Origin of the sequence: uncultured Serinicoccus sp., assembly GCF_947487915.1 — a bacterium.
Classification (GTDB): Bacteria; Actinomycetota; Actinomycetes; order Actinomycetales; family Dermatophilaceae; genus Ornithinicoccus.
In genome coordinates, this window is sequence record NZ_CANKYH010000001.1 from 243482 (window position 1) to 259439 (window position 15958).

The following is a 15958-nucleotide window of genomic DNA, read 5'->3' on the forward strand; positions in this document are numbered from 1 at the left end:
GCGGGAAGACCCTCAGCTGCCGACGCTGGCGGAGCCCAGCAGGGCCTTGAGGTCGCCGAACAGCTCCGGGGTCGCGGTGACGCGCAGGCCCTCGTCGAGCTTGATGAGGACGGTGCGCCCGGGCTGGGTCAGCCGGACGTGCACCTCGGTGGCGCCGGGGTGGTTGGCCAGCACCCCCTTGAGCTGGTGCGCCAGCACGTCGTTGATGCGGGTCGGGGTCATGGTCAGCACGACCGGCCCCCGCGGCCCGGTCTTGATGTCCGGGAGCATCATCTCGTTGGCCATGAGCTCGGTGGAGTCGTCCTTCTTCAGCCGGCCCTTGACCACCACGACGGTGTCCTCGGCCAGCATGGTCGAGATCGTCATGTAGGTCTTCGGCCAGAAAACGACGTCGAGCGAGCCGGCCATGTCCTCGACGGTGGCCCGCGCGTAGGGGTCGCCGTTCTTGGTGCGCTTGAGCTGCAGGTTGGTGATCAGCCCGGCGACTGTGACGAAGTCGCCGTCCTTGGCGCCGTCCTCGCCGATGAGCTGCAGGATGGAGGCGCTGGCGTGCTGGGACAGGATGTGTTCGATGCCGTTGAGCGGGTGGTCGGAGACGTAGAGCCCCAGCATCTCCCGCTCGAACGCCAACCGGGCGGTCTTGTCCCACTCGATGCCGGGGATGGGCGGGAGGGTGACGATCTGCAGCGGCTCGCCCCCGCCGTCCTCGTCGTCACCGAAGGAGAACCCGGAGAAGAGGCTGTCCTGGCCGATGGCCTCCTGCTTCTTCTCGTCGGCGAGCGCCTCGACATACCGCTCGTGCACCGTGACCAGCCCCTGCCGGGTGTGGCCGAGTCCGTCGAAGGCCCCGGCCTTGCACAGGGACTCGATGGTGCGCTTGTTGCACACGACGGCCGGGCACTTGCGCAGGAAGTCCTCGAAGGAGGTGAAGGCGCCCTTCTCCTCGCGGGTGGCGACGATGGCCTGGACCACGTTGGACCCGACGTTGCGGATCGCCTGCATGCCGAAGCGGATGTCGTCGCCGACCGCGGCGAAGGTGCCGATCGACTCGTTGACGTCCGGCGGCAGCACGGGGATCCGCAGCCGGCGGCACTCGGCGAGGTAGAGCGCGGTCTTGTCCTTGTCGTCACCCACGCTGGTGAGCAGGGCAGCCATGTACTCGGCCGGGTAGTTGGCCTTGAGGTAGCCGGTCCAGTAGGAGATGACGCCGTAGGCCGCGGTGTGCGCCTTGTTGAAGGCGTAGTCGGAGAACGGCACGAGCACGCCCCACAGCGCGGCGACGGAGGCCTCGCTGTAGCCGTTGGCCTTCATCCCGTCCGAGAAGGGGATGTACTCGGCGTCGAGCACCTCCTTCTTCTTCTTGCCCATGGCCCGCCGCAGGAGGTCGGCGTTGCCCAGGGTGTAGCCCGCCAGCTTCTGGGCGATTTCCATCACTTGCTCTTGGTATATGCATAACCCATACGTATTCTCCAGGATGGGCTGCAGGGCCTCCTCCATCTCCGGCTGCAGCTTGCCCTTGAGCTCGGGGTCCAGCGGGGTGTTCTCCTGCTTGCCGTTCTTGCGCAGGGCGAAGTTGGTGTGGGCGTTGACGCCCATGGGGCCGGGTCGGTAGAGGGCGAGCGCCGCCGAGATGTCCTCGAAGGTGTCCGGCTGCATGAGCCGCAGGAGCTGGCGCATCCCGTTGCCGTCGAGCTGGAAGACCCCGAGCGTGTCGCCCCGGCTCAGCAGGTCGTAGGTCGCCCGGTCGGTCATGTCCTTGGACAGCGCGTCCAGGTCGATGTCCTGGCCCCGGTTGTCCCTGATGTTGGTGATCGCGTCGTCGAGGACGGTGAGGTTGCGCAGCCCCAGGAAGTCCATCTTGACCAGCCCGAGCGACTCGCAGGTCGGGTAGTCGAACTGGGTGATGATCTGGCCGTCCTGGTCGCGGCGCATGATCGGGATGACGTCGATGAGCGGCTCGCTGGACATGATGACGCCGGCCGCGTGCACGCCCCACTGCCGCTTCAGTCCCTCCAGCCCGGTGGCGGTGTCGAACACCTCGGCGGCGTGCTCGTCCTCGGCGAGCAGCTCGCGGAACTCGCCGGCCTCGGCATACCTCTTGTGCTGCGGGTCCTGGATCCCGGACAGGGAGATGTCCTTGCCCATGACGCTGGGCGGCATCGCCTTGGTGAGCCTCTCGCCCATGGCGAAGGGGTAGCCCATGACCCGGGAGGAGTCCTTGAGCGCCTGCTTGGCCTTGATCGTGCCGTAGGTGACGATCATCGCGACCCGCTCGTCGCCGTACTTCTCGGTGACGTAGCGGATGACCTCCGAGCGGCGCCGGTCGTCGAAGTCCACGTCGAAGTCGGGCATCGACTTGCGCTCGGGGTTGAGGAACCGCTCGAAGATCAGGCCGTGCGGGATCGGGTCGAGGTCGGTGATCCCCATGGCGTAGGCGCACATGGAGCCGGCACCCGAGCCGCGGCCGGGGCCCACCTTGATGCCGTTCTTCTTGGCCCAGTTGATGAAGTCGGCGACGACGAGGAAGTAGCCCGGGTAGCCCTTGCCGATGATGACCTCGGACTCGTAGGCCGCCTGCTTGCGCGCGTAGTCCGGGACCCCCTCCGGGTAGCGCCGCTGCAGGCCGGTCTCGACCTCCTTGATGAACCAGCTGGTCTCGTCCTCGCCCTCCGGGACCGGGAAGCGCGGCATGTAGCGCCCCTCGCCCTCGGTGAAGGAGATGTCGCAGCGGTCGGCCACCAGCAGGGTGTTGTCGCAGGCCTCGGGCAGCTCGCGCCAGACGTCGCGCATCTCGGCGGCCGACTTGAGGTAGTAGCCGTCGCCGTTGAACTGGAACCGGTTGGGGTCCTGCATCGTCGAGCCGGACTGCACGCAGAGCAGCGCCGAGTGCGCCTTGGCGTCCTCCTGGCGCGTGTAGTGCAGGTCGTTGGTCGCCAGCAGCGGCAGGGACAGCTCCCGGGCCAGCCGGAGCAGGTCCTGGCGGACCACCCGCTCGATCTGGATGCCGTGGTCCATGAGCTCGAGGAAGTAGTTGTCCGCCCCGAAGATGTCCTTCATGTCCGAGGCGTACTGCACCGCCTGGTCCCACTGCCCGAGCCGCAACCGGGTCTGGATCTCCCCGGACGGGCAGCCGGTGGTCGCGATGAGGCCCTGGCCGTAGGTCTCCAGCAGCTCGCGGTCCATGCGGGGCTTGAAGTAGTAACCCTCCATCGAGGCCAGGGAGGCCATCCGGAAGAGGTTGTGCATGCCGTTGTTGTTGCGCGCCAGCAGCGTCATGTGGGTGTAGGCGCCGCCTCCGGAGACGTCGTCGCGCCCCCCGTCGCCGTACTTCACCCGGGTCTTGTCGGTCCGGTGGGTGCCTGGGGTGACGTAGGCCTCGAGCCCGATGATCGGCTTGACGTCGTAGCGCTGGGCGGTCTTCCAGAACTCGTAGGCGCCGAAGATGAACCCGTGGTCGGTCGTCGCGATCGCCGGCATCCCCAGCTCGGCGGCCGTGTCGAACATGTCGGTGATCCGCGCCGCACCGTCGAGCATGGAGTACTCGGTGTGGTTGTGCAGGTGGACGAAGTTCTGCTCGCGCGGGGGGCTGCTGCTGGTGGGTGCTGACATCAGGACGAGATCCTAGTTCGCGTCGCTGACACTCCTGCCGCCCCGTCCCGGGTCACCCGCGGATGCGCTCCAGCGCCTGCTCCAGCTCCTGCGGGTATGCCGAGGCGAAGCTCACGCGCTCCCCGCTGCCGGGGTGGTCGAAGGCGAGCTCGGTGGCGTGCAGCCACTGGCGGTCCAGGCCCAGGTCGCGCGCCAGCGTGGGGTCGGCGCCGTAGGTGAGGTCACCGCAGCAGGGGTGCCGGAGAGCGGAGAAGTGCACCCGGATCTGGTGGGTCCGACCGGTCTCGAGGTGGATCTGCAGCAGGCTCGCCCGCCGGTGCGCCTCGAGCAGCTCGTAGTGGGTGATGCTGGGCCGGCCGCTGGTCATCACCGCGAACCGGTAGTCGTGCCCCGGGTGGCGCCCGATGGGGGCGTCGATGGTCCCCTCGTGCGGGTCGGGCAGGCCCTGCACGAGGGCGTGGTAGGTCTTGTCGACCACCCGGTCCCGGAAGGCCTGCTTGAGCACGGTGTAGGCGCGCTCGGACTTGGCCACGACCATGAGGCCGCTGGTGCCGACGTCGAGCCGCTGCACGATGCCCTGCCGCTCCGGGGCCCCGGACGTGGAGATCCGGTAGCCCGCCGCCGCGAGGCCACCCACCACGGTCGGACCGGTCCAGCCGACGCTGGGGTGGGCCGCCACGAAGGCGGGCTTGTCGACCACGACGATCTCGGGGTCGTCGTGCACGATGCGCATGCCCTCGACCGGTTGGGCGACGACGGCCAGCTCCGCCGGCTCGGTGGCCGAGGGCATCCGCACCTCGAGCGAGGCACCGGCGGTGAGCCGCTCGGACTTTCCGACCGTGCGCCCGTCCACGACCACGTGGCCCTCACCCGCCAGCGCCGCCGCCCTCGACCGGGAGAGCCCCAGCAGCCGCGGGAGGGCGGCGTCGACGCGCTCTCCCTCGAGGCCCTCGGGCACGGTGAACAGCCGGAAGTCGCTCACCGCGCCTCCTCCAGGTCCGCCGGCTCCTGGCCCTCGCGGGTGCCGTCGGGATGGTAGCCGCGCAGGGACAGCAGGACGATGAGGACGGCCGCGGTGGTCACGCCCATGTCGGCGATGTTGAAGACCGGGAAGTTCGGGAGCGCGATGAAGTCCACGACGTGGCCCAGACCGACCGAGGGAGGGCGCAGGTAGCGGTCGACGAGGTTGCCCACGGCACCGCCCAGCAGCAGGCCGAGGGTGATCCCCCACACCAGGCTGCGCGTGCGGAAGGCCTGCCAGATGATGACCACCGACACCAGGGTCGCCACCGTCGTCACGACACCCGTCCAGCCGGTGCCGAGGGAGAAGGCCGCGCCGGAGTTGTAGGTGAGGTGCAGCTGCAGGACCTCACCGAGCACCGGCACCGACTCCCCCCGGGTGAGGGTCGCCTCGGCCCACGCCTTCGTGGCCTGGTCCAGGCCCGCCCAGAGCAGGGCGACGAGGAGCACCACGGCGGTGCGTCTCGGGGGACGGTTGGTCAGCGGCGTTCCTGCTTCTGCTTGCATGTCATGCATAGCGTCGCACGAGGGAAGGCCTGCAGCCTCATCTTGCCGATCGGGGTGCCGCAGGACTCGCAGTCGCCGTAGGTGCCCGCCCCGACCCGGTCCAGGGCGTGCGTGTTCTGGTCGATGAGGTCGCGGGCGTTGTTGGTGACGGACAGCTCGTGCTCGCGTTCCCAGGTCGCGGCACCCGCATCCGCCTGGTCGTCGCCGGCACCGTCCCCGAAGGAGCGACCGCGTTCCAGCAGGTCGTGCTCGGCCTCCTCGACCTCCCTGCGCAGGCGGTCGATCTCCGCCTCGAGCTCACCGCGCAGCTCGTCCAGCTCGGCGGCGGTCCACGGGCTCTCGTCGTCCCGCACGCTCAGCGCCCGGTGCGCTCCCGACTCGCTGGTGCCACGGTCCGAGCGGCTCGCACCGCTCGGACCCCCCTGCTTCACACTCGTCGCCACGGCTGTCCTTCGTTCGTGGGCTGCGCTCCCCTGCCAGGCGAGCGATGGTGCTGGGAGAATAGATCAGCAACCTGACGATGACAACGGGAAACGACATCACCCTGGGGAGGGACGCGACGACGCCCCGACCGGTCGTGGTCGGGGCGTCGTCGTGCTCGGCGGTGCGCCGGATCAGGAGGTGGGCCGGGACCCGTCCAGCCGCTCCATCTGGTCGGCCAGGAAGGCCCGCAGCCGCTCGCGCAGGTCACGCTCCTGCGACTGCAGTCCACCGATGGTGGCGGACAGCGCGCTCTCCTGACCGTGCAGGTCCTCGAGCACCGTGCTGCGCTTCTGCTCGGCCTCGCTGACCATCTGGTCGTGGCTCGCCTGGCCCTCGGCCACCAGCCGGTCCCGCGTCTGCTCACCGGTGCTGACGAGCTCGTCGTGGCGGCTCTGTCCGGTCTGGATCAGCTCGTCGTGGCGGCTCTGCCCGGTCTGGACCAGCTCGTCATGGGTGGCCTGACCCTCGGCCACCAGCCGGTCGTGGGTCTCCTGTCCGGTGCGCTGCAGCTGGGCGCTGTGCTCGTCGGCCTCGGCGACCACCGTGGTCTTGTATGTGTCGCCCTCCTCGATGAGCCTCGCCCGGGTGCTCTCCCCCTCGGCCACGTGCTGGTCGTGCAGCCGCTGCGCCAGGGAGATGATGGAGCTCGGGTCCTCGCCGTCGCCGCCCGGGCCGGCTGCCGCGGCGCCGCCGGTGGCCGCGGCCTCCAGGGACGAGCGCGCCTCGTCACGGTCGCGCTCGGCCGCGCCGGCCCGCTCCTCGGCCTCCTGGGCCCGGCGCTCGGCGGCCGTTCGCGCCTCCTGGCACTCGGCCAGCTGGCGACGCAGAGCCTCCAGCTCCTCTGCCTCGGCCCCGTCCCCGTGGCTCTCGTCCGTGCGGGCCGAGCCCGCCTGTTGACCAGCCGTGGAGACGACGCCGCGGCTGGCACGGCAGTCCTCCAGGTCGGTGCGCAGGCCGTCGTTCTCCGACACGAGCCGACGCAGCTCGACGACGACCTCGTCGAGGAAGTCGTCGACCTGGGTCTCGTCGTAACCGCGCCGCAGGTGCGTCGCGCTGAAGCTCTTCTTGATGACGTCCTCGGGGGACAGAGCCATGGTTCACCTCTTGGTCCAAGGGGCCATCACCCTGGTACCGCGTCACGGCGGCGGCGATGGCGTGCGGGCATGCACTGCAGCGAGCACTGTAACGCACCGATCAGCCTCGGTCACCGCGTCGACCGGCTGCTCCCCAGCGGTGCCACGGGGGAACGCCCCAGGTCAGAAGGGCAACGAGAGGGCCAGCGAGCGGCCGATGCCGACCGCGATGATGAGGACGAGGAAGCCGAGGTCGAGGGCCACGCCGCCGAGGCGCAGGGGTGGGATGACCCGTCGCAACGCCCGCAGGGGCGGGTCGGTCAGGCTGTAGACGCCGTTGGCCAGGACGAGGACGGGACCCTTGGGCCTCCACTCCCGGGCGAAGACCTGCACCCAGTCGAACACCAGGCGGGCGATGAGCACGAAGAAGTACAGGTTGAGCACGAGCGCGAGGATCTGGCCGATCATGGCGCCAGCCTACGCGGGCGACCTGGGCGTCGGCTGCTGCGGGCCGCCACCGGCACGGTCGGACGTCAGCTCTGGTTGAAGGGCCCCTGCACGCCGCGCGTCTGCTCGGCGGTCGCGCCCCCGTCGACCTCGACGAAGGACGGGCTGAGCAGGAACACCTTGCTCGTCACGCGCTCGATGGACCCGTGCAGACCGAAGGCCAGGCCGGCGGCGAAGTCGACGAGCCGCTTGGCGTCGGAGTCGTCCATGTCGGAGAGGTTCATGATGACCGGCACCCCGCCACGGAAGGCCTCGCCGATCGTCTTGGCCTCGTTGTAGGTGCGCGGGTGGATCGTGGTGATGCGGTTCAACTCGCCGACCTCCGGCTCGCGGACGACCTGGGACACGGGGGTGCTCGTGGGCAGCGTCGCGACCGTGGCGTGCTGACCGGCCCCGTGGTCGTCCTCCCGCAGCTGGCGCACGCTCGCACCCGAGGAGCGCTGGTCGGGCGTCTCGTCGGCGTAGGTGTCGTAGTCGTCGAAGCGCTCGTCGGACTCGGCGAGTCCGAGGTACTCCATGGTCTTGCGCAGTGCCCCGGCCATGTGTGCGAGCTCCTAGGTGCGTGACGGGACGTAGCTCCCGTGGGTGGATCGGTCGTGCACGACGCTACCGCTGCGGTGGTCGCGAACCGAGGATTGCGCTCCCGACACGCAGGTGTGTCGCACCCGCCGCGACGGCGAGCTCGAGGTCGCCGCTCATGCCCGCCGAGACCCAGGTGGCGCGGGGGTGGGTATGCCGCAGCTGCTCCCCCAGCCCGCGGAGCCGGTCGAAGGCCCGCCGGGTCTCGTCGGGGGTGAGGTCGCGGGGCGCGATCGCCATGACGCCCTCCAGCTCCAGCCACCGCGCAGCGGCCACGCCCTCGGCCAGCGAGGCGACCTCCTCCGGCGCCGCACCGCCACGCCCCGCCTGCTCGCCCTCCCCGAGGTCGACCTGGAGGAGGACCTCCAGCGGGCCCTCCCGGTCCCCGTCGTCGACGGCCTCGGCCCGGCCGCGGTCGAGGGCACGGACCAGCCGCGCCCGGTCGACCGACTGGACGACGTCGGCATACCGGGCCACGCGTCGCGCCTTGTTGGTCTGCAGCTGTCCGACAAAGTGGACCCGCAGGTCGGCGCGGACCGGCCCGGGCAGCCCGGCGACCTTGTCCCCGGCCTCGGGGTCGCGGCTCTCGCCGATGTCGGTGACACCCATCCCGGCGAGCAGCTCCACGTCGCTGCCCGGGAAGAACTTGGTCACGACGACGAGGGTCGGTCGCTCCGCCTCCCGTCCGGCCGCAGCGCAGGCGTCGTCGACCCGCCTGCGGACACCCTCGAGCCCGGAGGCGAGCTCGGCCGCGCGGTCCCCGCTCACGCTCATGCCACCTGCTCCGGCGGCAGCAGCCGCACGACCCCGGCGAAGCGACCGGTAGCGCCGTCGCGACGGTAGGAGTAGAGGTCGGTCCGCTCCCGGGTGCAGCCGGGCAGCCACCGCAGGGTGACCTCGAGGTCGCTGTCGGCCAGCTGCTGCACCACTCCCGAGGCGACGTCGATGGCGGGGGTGCCGGTCCAGGACACCGCGGCGGCGGCCGGCGTGAGCGCGGCCGCCTGGTCACGCAGGTACGGCGGGACCTCGTAGCAGCGCGGGCACACCGACGGACCGACGACCGCCTCGAGGCGGCGCGCACCCAGGTCGCCCAGCACCTGCAGGGCCGCCGGGACGACCCCCGCGAGCAGCCCCGGCCGGCCGGCGTGGACGGCGGCCGCCAGCCCCTCCGTGCGGTCGACGAGCAGGAGAGGCACGCAGTCGGCGACGAGGACCACGAGCGCCTCGTCGGTGCGGTCGGTGACGAGGGCGTCCGCGGCCGGTGGCGGGGCGTCCCGGTCCGCCCCGGGTGGCGGCGGTGCCCCACCTGCGGCCCCCGCGCTGGTGGACGGGGTCAGGGCGACGGAGCACCCGTGCTGCTGGTCCATGAGGCGCAGGTCGGCGCCCCGCAGGCCCAGCTCGTGGGCCAGCCGGTGACGGTTGGTCTCGACCGCCTCCGGGAGGTCACCGACGTGGCCCCCCAGGTTGAAGGAGGCGTAGGCATCCTGGCTGGCGCCGCCGTGCCGGTCGGTGACGGCCCACTCCACCCCGTAGCCGTCGCCGGTCGGGTCGAGCCGCTCTCGCCAGGTGAACACGCTCAGCAGGGTAGCGGCCCCACCCAGGGCTCAGCGGCGCCAGGCCTCGTCGTCCAGGGCCGACAGCTGCGCCTGTACGAGCTCGCGCAACCGCTGCCGGTAGCCGTGCTGCGCCTCGTCCAGGCCGGCGAGCCGCTGCTCCAGCATGGTCCTGCGGGTCTGCAGGTCGGCCAGGATGCCCGCGCGCTCCTCCTCCGCCTCGGCGACGAGACGGTCGTGCCGGTCCTGACCCTCGGTGAGCAGGCGATGGTGCTCGGCCTGCGCCTCGGCGAGAAGGCGGTCGTGCTCGGCCTGGGCCTCGGCGAGCAGGCGGTCGTGCTCACCCTGTCCCTCGCCGACGAGCCGCTCGTGCTCGGAGCGGCCCTGGTCCAGCAGGCGCTCCTGCTCGGCCTGGGCCTCCTCGACGAGGCGGGCGTGCTCGGCCCTGGCCTGGTCGAGCAGGCCGACGCTGTGTTCCCGGGCCTGGGCCGTCTGCGCCTCGGCGTCCGCCTCGGCCCGGGCCAGGACGGCCTCGCTCTCGGTGCGGGCCTGCTCGCGCAGCCGGTCACCCTCGGCCCGGCCCTGCTCCACATAGTTCTCGTGCAGCCGACGGGCCACGGTGAGGATGACGTCGAGGTCGGTCTGCTGGGGGTCGTCACCGTCGGGCAGGTCGAGCTCGTCGCCGAAGGTCTCGGTCCCGCGGGTCTCGGCCGCCACCCGCAGGGTGCGCAGCTCGGTGGCAGCGCGGTCGTGGGCCGCGACCGTCTGGTCGAGCTCGGCCTGGACCCGGCGCAGCGCGTCCTCCTTCGTGGCCAGGCCGGCCTCGGCCTCCTGCTGCCGTCGCTCGGCCTCATGGGCGGCGGACTCGGCGGCCCCGGCGCGCTGGTCGGCCTCGTCGGCGGCGGCGGTGGACCGGTCGAGCCGGGCCTGCACCTCCGCGAGCTCGGTGACCAGCTCGCGCCGCTCGGCGCGGATGAGGTCGACCTGGTGCTGCTCACGCTGCACCCGCTCAGACACCTCGTCGTCGGCGCTGCGCGAGGTATGGCCGGCCACCTCCCCCTCCAGCTCCTCCACCCGGGCCTGCTGACGCCGCAGCTCGGTCACGACCTCCTCGAGGAAGGCGTCGACCTGCGACTCGTCATACCCACGGCGCAGCTGGGTGGTCTTGAACGTCTTGCGGATCACGTCGTCCGGGTGCAGTGGCACGGTGCCTCCCCTTTCATGGAGCCGACCTACCGGCCGGAGAAGGAATCGATGATGTTGATGACGCCCGGGCCCATGACGATGATGAAGAGCACGGGCAGGATGGTGAGGATGAGCGGGAAGACGACCTTGACCGGGATCTTCATCGCCTTCTCCTCGGCGCGTTGGCGGCGCTTGAGCCGCATCTCATCGGCCTGCGTGGAGAGCACCCGCGCGATGGAGACCCCGTGCCTCTCCGCCTGGATGACCGCACGGAGGAAGCGGCGCAGGTCCGGCTCCGGACTGCGCTCGGCGAGCGCCTGGTAGGCCGCGCGCCGCGGCTGGCCGACCTGGATGTCCTGCAGCGTGCGGATGAGCTCCTCGGCCAGAGGTCCGTTGCTGTTGCGCGCGACGTGGGCCATGGCCGCCTCGAAGCCGAGGCCGGCCTCCACCGCGATGGTCATCTGGTCGAGGGTGTCAGGCAGTGCATGCTGGATCGCCGTACGCCGCTTGATGGCGGTGTTGTACAGCAGCAGGTCGGGCAGGAACCACGCGAGGGCGATGACGGCGACCGCAAAGACGACGAGGCGGCTGCCCGGGTTGCGGGATACCAGGAGCAGCATCAGAGCCAGTGCGCCGCTCCCGGCCAGCAACTTGGTGACGAGGATCCGGTCCAGCGGCCATGCCGCCGGCCGACCCGCGCGGGCCAGCAACCGATCGACCTGGCGCACCCATGCTGTGGGGGTGAGCCTCCGCGCGAACCCGACCAGGCCGGACTCCTCGGTCTCGTCCTGAATGCTCCCACTCGCGCGGGCGCCGCCTCGGTGCAGGTTCGCCCTCGCCCGAGAGCGCGTTACCCCCGCCTCGGACGTCAGGGAGTAGGTGAGCAGCAGGGCAGCAGCACCGACCGCGACGACGGCGACGACGACCGCGATGAACGACGTTGCCATCAGAACGTCACCTTGACTGTCGCGCGCATCCAGAAGAACCCGACGACCAGCAGCACACCCGCCGCCCCCATCATGAGGAACCCCAGGGTGGTGGTGGTGAAGACCGACAGGTAACCCGGGCTGACGAAGGACAGCACGAGGATGACGAAGAACGGCAGCGCCATCAGCACCCGTCCGGAGAGTTTGCCCTCCGCGCTGAGCGCCTCGACCTGCCTGCGCAGCTGCCCGCGAGACCGGATGGTTTCCGCGACGGTGTCGAGCACCTCGGAGAGGTTGCCGCCAACCATGCGGTGGATGGCGATGGCCTGGACGACCCAGCGGAAGTCGTCGCTGTCCATCCGCTCCGCGACGTCCGCGAGCGCCTCGGTGGTGTCCCGTCCGACCCGGATCTGGGTCACCGCACGGCTGATCTCCCCCGCTGCCGGGTCCTCCGTGTCCGCCGTGAGGGAGTCGAGGGACTGCTGGAGGCTGTGCCCGGCGCGCAGGTTGCTGGCCAGCAGCGTCAGCAGGTCGTCGAGCTGCTCGGCGAACGCGTTGCGGCGACGCTCGGCCTTAACGCTGACCAGCATGACCGACCCGGCGACCGCGAACCCGACCAGCATGACGGCGATCACGACCGATCCCAGCACCACCCCGACCGCGAAACCGACCAGGGCCGCGGCACCCACCAAGAGGAGGTACTCCGGAAGGGTGTAGGCGAAGCCGGCGCGGTCCAGCGCCCGCTCCCAGGCCAGACCCCGACGACCGCGGGCGACCGTACTGGCAATGGAGGCCGTGGCCCGTTCGGTGGCGCGGGTCAGGGCCGACTCCTGCTGGGTCGCCCCGACCCGCCGCCGCGCGGCGGCGCCGGTGGAGGGCACGAGGATGACGGCCAGAGCGAGGCCCAGGCCGGCCAGGATCAGCAGGGCGGCGGCCCAGGGGCTGAGGATCAGGCTCACCAGGTGTCCCTCGCCCTCAGGTCGTGGTCGAAGACCCCGGGCGGCAGCTGGATGCCCAGGTCCTCGAAGCGCTCGGTGAAGCCGGGGCGCACGCCGGTGGCGCGCGGACGTCCGAGAAACTTGCCGTGCTCGTCAACCCCGGCGTGGAAGTCGAAGAGGAAGGCGTCCTGCAGCGTGATGATCTCGCCCTCCATGCCCTGCACCTCGGTGACGTGGGTGACCCGACGGGTGCCGTCGCGCAGCCGGGTGAGGTGGACGATGAGGTCGACCGCTGACGAGATCTGCTCCCGGATGGCCCGCAGCGGCAGGTCCATCCCGGCCATGAGCACCAGGGTCTCGAGGCGGGCGATGGCGTCGCGGGGGGTGTTGGCGTGAACGGTCGACAGCGACCCCTCGTGGCCGGTGTTCATCGCCTGCAGCATGTCCAGGCTCTCAGCACCGCGCACCTCGCCGACGACGATGCGGTCGGGCCGCATGCGGAGGGAGTTGCGGACGAGGTCTCGGATGGTGATCTCGCCCCGGCCCTCGATGTTGGGCGGCCGGCTCTCCAGCCGCACGACGTGCTCCTGCTGGAGCTGCAGCTCGACGGCGTCCTCGATGGTGACGATGCGCTCGTCCGTGGGGATGAAGGAGGAGAGCACGTTGAGAAGCGTCGTCTTGCCGGTGCCGGTGCCTCCGGTGACGAGAATGTTGAGCCTCGCCTTCACGCACGCGTCCAACAGAGTCACCATCTCCGGTGTCAGCGAGTCGCGTTGGACGAGGTCCTCGGCCTGAAGCGGCACCTTGCCGAACTTGCGGATGGTGAGCGAGGAACCGTTGACCGCCAGCGGCGGGATGATGGCGTTCACACGCGAGCCGTCCTCGAGCCGGGCGTCCACGAGGGGCGACGACTCGTCGATGCGCCGCCCCACGCGGGAGACAATGCGCTCGATGACGCGACGCAGCTGCTCCTCGGACGTGAAGACGACTCCAGAGTTGGTGAGCCGACCCGCCCGCTCGACGTAGACATGGTCGGGCCCGTTGACCATGACCTCGCTGACGTCGTCGTCGTCGAGCAGTTTCTGCAACGGTCCGTAGCCGAGGACGTCGTCGGTGAGGTCGTCGATCAGCCTGCGCCGCTCGTCCGGTTTGAGCGAGATGTCGGCGGACTGGACCAGTGCGGCCAGCTCCTTGCGGACCAGCCCCTGCAGCTCGGCCTCCTGCAGGGTGGAGTCGGTAAGCCGGCCCCCCAGCTTCTGGAAGAGCTGCTCGCGCGCCTGCTCCTTGAAGGCCTGCAGGGCCGAGCTCACCGGTGCGGCGGCGACTGTCACAGAGGGAGGGGACTCCATGGCAGAGGTTGTCGGAGCGGGTGCCCCCTCCACCACCGGGGCCTCGACCGCCCGGGCGTCGTTGGCGGGACTACCGGCCGTGGCGCCCGTCGGCACCACGCCGGGGGAGGGCACCTGTCGGGGGTGCGGTTGCTGTGCGGCGCGTAGCCTGTCGGAGAGTTTCATCGCACCGCTCCTCGGTGTCGGCCGTTCCAGCGGCTCCCGCTGGAGAGGTGGGCGAAGCGCCCGACGAAACCGGTGATCGCCCGGCTCACCTTGTCCTTCGGCAGGGCGCTCACCATGGGGCGCCCCTGGTTGGTGCTGCGCGGCACCTTGGGCGAGCGCGGCAGGGCCAGGTCGACCTTCCGGCCGATCGCCGTCGTGACGTCCCTCACCGTGAGGCCCGCGTCGCCGTCGGCGAAGTTCACCACCACGTGCCTGGTCGAGGGCGAGAGGTCGAGTTCGTCGAGCACCTCGAGCTCCTTCTTGAGCCCGCGCACGCCGGGCACGTCCAGGCTGGTGATGAGCACGAGGTCGGTGGTGTGGTCGATCGCGGCCAGCGTCTGCTCACTCATCCCCGGCGCGGTGTCGAGGACGACGTAGCGGAACTCCTGCTTGAGCAGACGCAGCAGGGTGTCGACGGCGGCCGGGGTGACGACATCCGCCTCGGCCGGGCTGTGCACGCCACATACGACCTGGAGCCCCGACCCGTGCCGGGTCAGCAGCGACTTGAGCGTCATGGCGTCGGACAGGCCAGGCCCGACGACAATGTCTCCCAGGGTGTAGGTCGGCTGGAGGTCCAGCGCCGAGGCGACGTCGCCGAACTGGACGTCGAGGTCGACGAGCACCGTGCCCTGCGGGGCCTGCTCGGCAAGGGCGGCCGCGATGTTCGTCGCCAGGGTGGTCTTGCCCACGCCGCCTTTGGGCGAGGCGACGGTGACGACACGGCCGGTGAAGCCCTCCGACTCCGTGAGCCCGCTCGCCGAGCTCTCGACGGCGCGTCGGAGCAGAAGGCGCAGCTCTTCGACGGACAGCTCGGGATCGGCGAGGTCACGCACGCCCCCACGCAGTGCGGGTAGCGCGAGCCTCTCGGCATCGTCGGTGAGCAGCAGCACGGAGATGGTCGGGTACACAGAGGTAATACGCCCAGCCACCTCCACCGCTTGGCCCTCGTCGACCCCGCCCTGCCGCACGTCCAGGAGGACCGCGCGGACCGCGTCCGGCTGGGGCGCCATGGCCACCAGCTGAGGTGCCGTGGCCGGCAGCTGCTGGGGCTGCAGCACGGTCAGCTCGTCACCCCCGGCCAACCGGACCTTGCGGGCCGTCTCGGTGGAGGTCGTGACCAGGATCGTGGCGCTCACTGGAGCAATCCTCCGGCCCGCTCCGGCAGCTGGACGACCTTGACGTCGGTGTCGTCCTCCTCCGCCGTCTCGGGCTCGTAGCTGAGCCAGACGGTCCCGAACTCCATGGCGTAGACCAGGCGCTCGGCGTCACCACCGGAGAGTGCCATGGTCACGAGGATCTCGTCCTCAGGACCTGCCTCCTCCTCGGCTGCCCCCGCGTCCTCCTCCGCCTCCGTGGACGCAGGGGCCGGTGCTGGGACGTACCCACCCTGCACCCGGGTGACCAGCACCTTCTCCAGCGCCAGCTGGGTGAGAGCGATGTTCAGGCTCTCCGTGCCGCTCTCGTCCGTGGTCTCGGGCCGCGCCTCCTGCGGCAGGTCCTCGAGCCACCGGACCTCACCGTCGGCGTCGACGTAGAGGCCCTGCTGGAACTCGGCGTCGAAGGACATGAAGACCCCGACTGTGTCGCCGGGGGCTATGTCACCGCCGAGAGACCGAGCCGTCCCGAGGGGGACGGTGATCTGGTGCAGGTCCTGCGCCTCCTCGGGCAGCTCGAAGTCGTCGCGCCCGCGGATCTCGTCCGGGGTGGCGAAACGGGTCGCGGACAGCTGCTCCCCCTCGGGGACCTCCGCGAGGGCCACCTCGCCCTCGAGGTCGTCGAGGTCGGTGATGACGCCACCGATGAGGTAGGCCTCGGGCACCTGCCGGGCCTCGGTCAGCCCGGCGAGCTCCCCCGCGGGTGTCCCTTCGGGGATGGGCTCGGTGGCGACGAAGACCCGTCGGGTCTCCATACCCTCCAGCGCACGCTGGTCGGCGTTCTGCGCGTAGCGCAGCACCAGGACGATGCCGAGCGCCGCGAGGACGATCGCGAGCACGGCAGCAATGACTCGACGCATGTTGAACGACT

General features: G+C 70.8%; 15 protein-coding genes. All 15 read right to left on the bottom strand.

Features of this window, described 5'->3' with window-relative positions; genetic code table 11:
- Positions 1-12: 12 nt before the first annotated feature.
- The gene (gene dnaE, locus Q0795_RS00990) at positions 13-3609 is read right to left on the bottom strand and encodes a DNA polymerase III subunit alpha (RefSeq protein ID WP_298885470.1); all 3597 of its coding nucleotides are present in this window, start codon (positions 3607-3609) and stop codon (positions 13-15) included.
- Positions 3610-3661: 52 nt separating this feature from the next.
- Positions 3662-4591: an RluA family pseudouridine synthase gene (locus tag Q0795_RS00995; protein WP_298885472.1), complete on the bottom strand. Its 930-nt coding sequence runs from the start codon at positions 4589-4591 to the stop codon at positions 3662-3664.
- On the bottom strand, positions 4588-5082 hold the full coding sequence (gene lspA / locus Q0795_RS01000) for a signal peptidase II (RefSeq protein WP_298885475.1): 495 nt from the start codon (positions 5080-5082) through the stop codon (positions 4588-4590). Before lspA ends, Q0795_RS00995 begins: the two co-directional genes overlap by 4 nt.
- 26 nt (positions 5083-5108) lie before the next feature.
- Positions 5109-5579 carry a TraR/DksA family transcriptional regulator gene (locus Q0795_RS01005; RefSeq protein WP_298885476.1) on the bottom strand — a complete coding sequence of 157 codons (471 nt, stop codon included), beginning with the start codon at positions 5577-5579 and terminating at the stop codon, positions 5109-5111.
- 171 nt (positions 5580-5750) lie between these two features.
- A complete protein-coding gene (locus Q0795_RS01010) occupies positions 5751-6713 on the bottom strand; it encodes a DivIVA domain-containing protein (protein WP_298885478.1) in 963 nt (320 codons plus the stop codon).
- 162 nt (positions 6714-6875) lie between these two features.
- Positions 6876-7160 carry a YggT family protein gene (locus Q0795_RS01015; protein WP_058891568.1) on the bottom strand — a complete coding sequence of 95 codons (285 nt, stop codon included), beginning with the start codon at positions 7158-7160 and terminating at the stop codon, positions 6876-6878.
- 65 nt (positions 7161-7225) lie between these two features.
- Positions 7226-7741: a cell division protein SepF gene (gene sepF / locus Q0795_RS01020; RefSeq protein ID WP_298885481.1), complete on the bottom strand. Its 516-nt coding sequence runs from the start codon at positions 7739-7741 to the stop codon at positions 7226-7228.
- A gap of 64 nt (positions 7742-7805) precedes the next feature.
- Positions 7806-8552 carry a YggS family pyridoxal phosphate-dependent enzyme gene (locus Q0795_RS01025; protein ID WP_298885483.1) on the bottom strand — a complete coding sequence of 249 codons (747 nt, stop codon included), beginning with the start codon at positions 8550-8552 and terminating at the stop codon, positions 7806-7808.
- Complete coding sequence (locus Q0795_RS01030; RefSeq protein ID WP_298885485.1) at positions 8549-9352, bottom strand: polyphenol oxidase family protein; 804 nt, start codon at positions 9350-9352, stop codon at positions 8549-8551. Before Q0795_RS01030 ends, Q0795_RS01025 begins: the two co-directional genes overlap by 4 nt.
- A gap of 30 nt (positions 9353-9382) precedes the next feature.
- Complete coding sequence (locus Q0795_RS01035; RefSeq protein ID WP_298885486.1) at positions 9383-10537, bottom strand: DivIVA domain-containing protein; 1155 nt, start codon at positions 10535-10537, stop codon at positions 9383-9385.
- 26 nt (positions 10538-10563) lie between these two features.
- Positions 10564-11463, bottom strand: coding sequence for a type II secretion system F family protein (locus Q0795_RS01040; protein ID WP_298885487.1), 900 nt, complete (start codon positions 11461-11463; stop codon positions 10564-10566).
- Positions 11463-12401 carry a type II secretion system F family protein gene (locus tag Q0795_RS01045; protein WP_298885488.1) on the bottom strand — a complete coding sequence of 313 codons (939 nt, stop codon included), beginning with the start codon at positions 12399-12401 and terminating at the stop codon, positions 11463-11465. Before Q0795_RS01045 ends, Q0795_RS01040 begins: the two co-directional genes overlap by 1 nt.
- Positions 12398-13894 carry an ATPase, T2SS/T4P/T4SS family gene (locus Q0795_RS01050; RefSeq protein ID WP_298885489.1) on the bottom strand — a complete coding sequence of 499 codons (1497 nt, stop codon included), beginning with the start codon at positions 13892-13894 and terminating at the stop codon, positions 12398-12400. Before Q0795_RS01050 ends, Q0795_RS01045 begins: the two co-directional genes overlap by 4 nt.
- Positions 13891-15069 (bottom strand): AAA family ATPase, encoded by a 1179-nt coding sequence (locus Q0795_RS01055; protein WP_298885490.1) that lies wholly within the window; start codon positions 15067-15069, stop codon positions 13891-13893. The genes Q0795_RS01050 and Q0795_RS01055 overlap by 4 nt, the downstream gene beginning before the upstream one ends.
- Positions 15066-15947 carry a Flp pilus assembly protein CpaB gene (locus tag Q0795_RS01060; protein ID WP_298885491.1) on the bottom strand — a complete coding sequence of 294 codons (882 nt, stop codon included), beginning with the start codon at positions 15945-15947 and terminating at the stop codon, positions 15066-15068. Before Q0795_RS01060 ends, Q0795_RS01055 begins: the two co-directional genes overlap by 4 nt.
- Between the last annotated feature and the right edge of the window lie 11 nt (positions 15948-15958).